At 65.9% G+C, this 1,603-nt stretch carries 1 protein-coding gene; it reads right to left on the bottom strand.

Features of this window, described 5'->3' with window-relative positions; translation table 11 throughout:
- Positions 1-111: 111 nt before the first annotated feature.
- Positions 112-1,479, bottom strand: a complete 1,368-nt coding sequence (locus tag ON40_RS34500; protein WP_040829450.1) for an ISNCY family transposase — start codon at positions 1,477-1,479, stop codon at positions 112-114.
- Between the last annotated feature and the right edge of the window lie 124 nt (positions 1,480-1,603).

Here is a 1,603-nt window from a genome sequence, read left to right as displayed (position 1 = left end):
AGCTACTTGCCCCTGAAATAGTCGGTCGGAGGGTTTGGTGGGTCCGGGGCGGATCACTGGTTGGGCTTTCGAGTCTGGTGGTTTGGGACCTGCGTCGGCCGCAGGGCGTGTTCACCGGGTGATCACGGTCATCCGCTGGAGGTTGTAGGCGAAGATGCCCAGCCCGATCCAGGTCCGGGCCCCGGTGAGGCGGCGCATCCGGGTGCGCCGCAGTCCGAATCCTCGTTTGAGGTGACTGATTCGGGCTTCTACGCCGATGCGCCAGTTACGCATTCGCCGGAAGGCTCGGGTGCGTTCGTGTTCACGGCGGGTCTTGCTCAGGGTGCCGCTGCGTTGCAGGCCGATGTGTCGTACCCCGAGTTCTGCCAGGGCTTTGTCGTTGGCCGCCGTGCCGAAGCCGCGGTCGCCAACCACCGTGGCCGGGACGCGGCCGGTGGCTGCGACGACCTGCTCGACAGCGGGAACCAGTTGCCGGCCGTCGTTGGGGTTGCCCTTGTTGACCTGGTGGAACGGGATGAAACCGCGGTCGTCTTCAACGATCAGTGTGGTGTAGCCGAACTGGGTCGGATGCTGGGGCTTACCCTTGCGGATCGGGCGTGCGTCCGGGTCGGCCAGCGACACCATCCGGTCGGGGATGATGCGGTTGCCTGCCAGCCGCTGCGCGGTCTGGGCGAGCAGTCGCCGGGTGCCAGCCACGGTGTCTTCGAGTTCGGTGACCAGTCTTTGCAGCCGCCGAGACGGGCGACGATCCAGCATCCGGTAGGCATTGCGTGTCACCGCGGCCACCTCGGTGACCGTGGCGGTCGCGATGTCGGCGATTTCGCCGGTGAGCCGGTCGATCTCGCCGAGGGCTTGGCCGGTCCGGCGGCGCAGCGTGCGGCTGATCTGCTTGATCCGCCGCCCTGCCGAGCGACTGCGGTCACGGAACGCGGTCCGCTGCGCCGCGCCGGCCACCTTGATCCGCCGCACCAGCCCACCCAGCTTGCGGACGCCGTGGTCGAGCAGGTCGGCGTCGGTGGGGTGATCGATGTCGGCTTCCACCACCGTGGTGTCGATGCGCAGCTTGCGGGCACGCAGCACCTTGTCCTCGGTCAGTTTGCCCACCAACGCGGCATTGAGCTGCTCGAACACCTCCGGACCGGCCCGCCCGACCAGCTTCACCAGCGTGGTCGGATGCGGCACACGGGCTTCCAGCGGGATCCGGCAGAACCGCCGCCAGGTGATCGAATCGGCCACCTCCCGGCACAGCGTCTCGTATCCGAACTGGTAGCGGTGCTTGAGATACAGCAGCCTCAGTAGCGTGTCGACCGGCACCGACGGACGCCCCAAGCGGGCATCGAACATCCTCCGCCACGGCACGACGAACCGTTCGTCGTCGAGGTAGGCGTCGATGCGAGCCAACTCATCGGGAAGCCGGACCAACTCCGGCGGCAACACCACATCCCACAACGAGATCTGCTGATCCGCCACACGCAACATCGACCGGCTTACCTCCACGAGAACGACACCGATGTCATTCTCGCATCGAAACACAAACTGCCGCAGTCAATTACAACGATCAGACGCCAGCTACCCGTCAAACTTTTTCAGGGGCAAGTAGCTA

Source organism: Nocardia jiangxiensis NBRC 101359, from assembly GCF_000308615.1.
Taxonomy (GTDB): Bacteria; Actinomycetota; Actinomycetes; order Mycobacteriales; family Mycobacteriaceae; genus Nocardia; species Nocardia jiangxiensis.
The sequence above is the reverse complement of the archived record's forward strand: the minus strand, read 5'-3'. Positions and strand labels throughout refer to the sequence as shown.

Excerpts from the sequence above, each read along its gene's own strand:
- ON40_RS34500 (WP_040829450.1), bottom strand. The coding sequence starts at position 1,479 with ATGTTGCGTGTGGCGGATCAGCAGATCTCGTTGTGGGATGTGGTGTTG.